Origin of the sequence: Microbacterium sp. K35 (genome assembly GCF_004794375.1) — a bacterium.
In the GTDB taxonomy this organism is placed as follows: domain Bacteria; phylum Actinomycetota; class Actinomycetes; order Actinomycetales; family Microbacteriaceae; genus Microbacterium; species Microbacterium sufflavum.
This window is the reverse complement of the sequence record NZ_SSDM01000080.1, coordinates 1-4,730: the sequence shown is the minus strand read 5'-3', so window position 1 is coordinate 4,730 and position 4,730 is coordinate 1. Positions and strand designations below refer to the sequence as shown.

The 4,730-nt window shown below is 73.2% G+C and carries 2 protein-coding genes; both read left to right on the top strand.

Annotation, left to right across the window (positions count from 1 at the left end; all coding sequences use genetic code 11):
* The coding region (locus tag DW299_RS02200; RefSeq protein WP_136035478.1) for an ABC transporter permease at positions 1–1,141 on the top strand (1,141 nt) is incomplete at its 5' end.
* Between the two features lie 253 nt (positions 1,142–1,394).
* Positions 1,395–4,730: isopeptide-forming domain-containing fimbrial protein (locus DW299_RS02195; RefSeq protein WP_240745291.1), on the top strand; the 3,336-nt coding region annotated here is incomplete at its 3' end.

Genomic DNA, 4,730 nt, shown 5'->3' with positions numbered 1-4,730 from the left:
AGGAAGCCCGCTGCTGCGTCGGCTCTCGGCGGCGGGCTTCCTCGCCGCCGCCAACACGGCGGCGGGCAGTCGACGGCTGGCGGCCGCGATCCTCCCCATCGCGCTCGGCATCGGGCTGGGACTGGTGCAGATCGGCGGACCGGCGATCGTCGCGGACGAGGCGGCGCAGCAGGCCCGCGACGGCGTCACCGCGGAACTGCGGGTGTCCGCGCCCGCGGGACTCTCGCCCGCGACGGTCGAGGCGCTGCGGGAGGCACCGGGGGTGACCGGGGCCTCGGGCGTGGCGCTCAGCGCGGCCGTGATCGACTCGCGCGACATCGAGGGCCAGCTCGAGCGCACCGAGTACGTGCTGCAGGGCGTCGACCCCGCGACCGTGGACGGGCTGCTCGACCTGCAGGTGCAGGAGGGGTCGCTGGCGGCACTCGACGGCGGCCGTGCCATCGCCGTGAGCGTCGACACCGCACACACCCTCGGGGTCGGCCTGGGCGACACGGTCACCGGGACGATGGGCGACGGCACGGCGCTGGACGCCACCGTGGTCGCGGTCTACGAGCGGGGCCTCGGCTTCGGCGCCCTCACCATGGACGCCGCGCACGTGCGCGCCCACACCTCCGCGGGGCTCGACGCGTTCGCCCTCGTGTCCGTGGAGGGCGACGCGGCACAGACGCCCGATGCGCTCGCGGCGGGCGGGCTGCTCGTCGCACCCGCGTCCGGGCAGAAGGCCACCGGGGCGGATGCGGTCTCGCAGCAGGGCTGGGTGAACCTCGTCGCGCTGCTGGTGATCCTCGGGTACATCGCGATCGCCGTGGTGAACACCCTCGTGATGGCGACCGGTGAGCGCTCGCGTGAGCTGGCGCTGCTGCAGCTGATCGGGGCGACCCGCGGCCAGGTGCGTGCCACCATGCGAGTCGAGGCGATCCTCGTCGCCGCGATCTCGATGGTGTTCGGCGTGCTCGTGGCGATCCCGCCGCTGATGGGGATGAGCTACGGCATCTCCGGACAGCCGGTCCCCGCGATGCCGGTCCTCGGCTCGCTCGCGATCATCGGCGGCATGGGGGCGCTGGCGCTGGTCGCCCTCCGCGTCGCGACGGGCGCGGCGCTGCGGCGTCGGCCGATCGAGGAGATCGGTTCGCGCGAGTAGTGCGGTGTGACGGGGGCGTCCGCGGGGCGGGCGTCCCCGTCCGCATCGGGCGAGGGGGATCCGCCCGCCGGGTGGGGTGAAAAGGCGGGGTGAATTCTCCCGGTCCGGCCGGGACGGAGCTGCGCACCCGGGCAGTCTGGCGGAGGCCCGGACCGAGTACGCCATACCCGATGGTGCTCGGCGGTCGCCTGAGGGGGCGGGGCTTCCGTGTGCGCGCACGCGCCGCGGACAGCGATGGATGGGGAGTGAAGTCGTGGGATTCCGTGATGCCCGTGAGCAGCGGCCGAGCCGCTGGAGCCGGACCAGGAAGCTGATCGGCGGTGTGGTGAGCACCGCGCTCGTCGCCTCGTCGATGATCGTGGTGGGCGGCACGCTCACCGCGGCGCCGGCCGCAGCAGCCGAGCCGTTCCTCTGCACGCCGGGAGCGGTGTACGTGCAGAGCACCTCCGAGGTGCGCGAGTTCGCGGTGAACGAGCAGGGCGGCGCCCCCGGCGACGGCGGCACGCTCAGCAGCATCAACCTCGGCGCGAACCACTCCAACAACGCGCTCGGGCTCTCGTCCAACGGACGCTACGCGTACACCGTCACGAACGCCGCCGGCAGCAAGATGCTCGCGAAGCACGACCGCGTCACCGACACCACCACGCGCACCTCGTTCTCGCTCAACTCCTCGGTCCTGCGCGGCGCCGTGCACCCCGTCACCGGCGTGTACTACTTCGCCAGCGGCACGATCAACGGCGCCATCAACCTGTACGCGTGGAACGAGAACGTCACCCCGCAGACCTACGTGCAGGTCGGCACGCTGCGCCCGACCACCGGCAGCAGCGCGTTCGGCGCCAACGGCGACATGGCCTTCAGCGCCTCCGGTCAGCTCGTGCTCGTGGCCGACAACTACATCTACTCGTCCGACCTGCCGAGCACGCTGCAGCCGAGCACCGCCACGATCGACGCCAAGCAGGTGCACGACATGGGCGCGGGCGTGCAGGGCAACGGCATCGCGTTCGGCAACCTCGGGCACATCTTCGTGTCGGTGTCCGGCGGCGGCAACCGCATCATCGAGGTGGACCTGCCCCGTGGGGCGACCGTGAACACCACGTCGCTGGGGAACTTCGGGCCCACCGACATGGCCAGCTGCACGTTCCCCAACACCCTCACGCTCAAGAAGGACCTCCCGAACGGGCGCCAGGCCGACACCGACCAGTTCGCGCTGCGCGTGCAGTCGCCCACCGGCTACCAGGTGCCGCAGACCGATGCCACGACGCGTGGCGCGCAGCCCGGCCTGCAGCCCGACTACGCGGGTCCGGTGTTCACCAACCAGGGCGACGCCTTCCAGCTCTCCGAGTCGCCCGCCGGCACGACCGACCCGGCCCGCTACGACGCGTCCCTGGTCTGCGTGCAGGTCAACCCCGACGGCTCGACGACCCCGGTCGCGGTGACCGCCGACGGCCAGGTCACCCAGCCATCCGGTCCGCTGGGCACCGACGTCACCTGCACGTACACGAACCTGCGCCTCGCACCCGGCCTGGCCCTGCGCAAGACCTCGGATCCCGCGAACGGCACCGCCGTGACCGCGGGGCAGCGCGTCACCTACACGGTCGAGGCGGAGAACACCGGCAACACGCGCCTCGACCCGGTGACCGTGAGCGACGACCTGTCCGGCGTGCGCGCCTTCGCGACCTACCAGGGCGACGTGGCGACCGCGATCGACGGCGACCCGGTGACCTCGGGCGCCGCGACCGTCACGGGCGACGAGCTCGCCTGGAACGGTGCGCTCGAGCCCGGCCAGGTGCTGACCGTGACCTACTCGGTGATCGTCGACGAGGGCGCGGAGGGCGAGCGCATCGCCAACAGCGTCACCGCGTCGGGCACGCCCCCCGGCGGCTTCGACCCGATCGTCCCCCCGGCCGTCACGACCGAGCACCCCGTCGCCGGCTTCGAGCTCGTCAAGACCTCGTCGCCCGCCTCGGGCAGCACGGTCGAGCCCGGCCAGACCATCCAGTACACCGTGACCGGCACCAACACCGGCGCGACTCCGCTCGACCCCGCCTCGCTCACGGACGACCTCTCCGGCGTGCTCGCCCACGCCGCGTACAACGACGACCTCACGACCGCGATCGACGGCACGACCCTCACCACGGGCGGCGCGACCCTCACCGGCAGCACCCTCGCCTGGACCGGGGCCCTCCAGCCCGGGCAGACCGTGACCGTGACCTACTCCGTGACCGTGGGAGAGGACGCCTCGGGCGAGATCCTCCGCAACACCGTCGCGGGCTCCGGCACCCCGGTCACGCCCGACCCCGGCGACCCGACCGGGCCGCTGGTGCCCGGTGAGCCGATCGTCCCGCCGACCTCCGCCACGGAGCACCCCGTGCTCGGCTCCGGCTTCACGATCTCGAAGACGGCCGACCCCGCGTCGGGCACCCGCGTCGACCCGGGCAGCGTGATCACGTACACCGTCACGGGCACCAACACGGGCGACACCGTGCTCGACCCGGCGACGATCACGGACGACCTGCGCGACGTGCTGGCCCACACGAGCTCGAACGACGATGCGACCGCGACCCGCGGCGACGTCCGCGTGGCCGACGGAACGCTGAACTGGAGCGGCCGACTGCTCCCGGGGCAGGACGTGGTGATCACCTACTCGGTCACGGTCGACGCCACCGCGGGCGGCGAGCTCATCGCCAACACCGCCACCGGCGCCGCGACCCCGCTCATCCCCACGGATCCGAGCGACCCCGACAGCCCGACCACGCCTGGCACGCCGATCACGCCGCCGCCCGCCACCACGGAGCACCCGGTGAACGAGCCCGGCTTCACGTTCGCGAAGACGGTCGACCCCGCCACGGGCACCGCCGTCGACCCCGGCACCGTGCTGACCTACACGCTGACCGCCGCGAACACCGGCGAGACCGTGCTCGACCCCGTCGCGATCACGGACGACCTGTCCGGCGTGCTGCCCTCGGCGGCGTACAACGGCGACGCTGTCGCGACCATCGGCGGCGCGTCCGCGGGTGCCGTGACCGTCGACGGCGCGACACTCGCCTGGAGCGGGTCGCTCGCGGTCGGGGAGACCGTGACCGTCACCTACTCCGTGACTGTGACCGCAGAAGGCGTCGGCACCGTGATCGAGAACGCGGCGACCGCGTCTGCCACGCCGCCCGGCGGCTCCGTCATCACGCCGCCTCCCGGCACCACGACCACGCCGGTGAACCGTCCGGGCTTCTCGCTGTCGAAGAGCGCGGACCCGGCGACGGGCACCGCGGTCGACCCCGGCGCGGTCATCACCTACACGGTGACCGGCGTGAACACGGGTGAGACGGCGCTCGACCCCGTCGCGATCACGGACGACCTGTCCGACGTGCTCGCCCACGCCGCGTTCAACGGCGATGCGACCGCCACGATCGACGGCGTCCCGGCCACGGCTCCCACCGTGGCGGGCGACCGGTTGTCGTGGAGCGGTGCACTGCCGGTGGGTGCGACCGTCACCCTCACGTACTCCGTGACCGTGGCGGCCGACGCGGGCGGCACCGTGCTGGCGAACCGGGCCTCCGGCTCCGCGACCCCGCCCGGGGGCGTGCCGCCGATC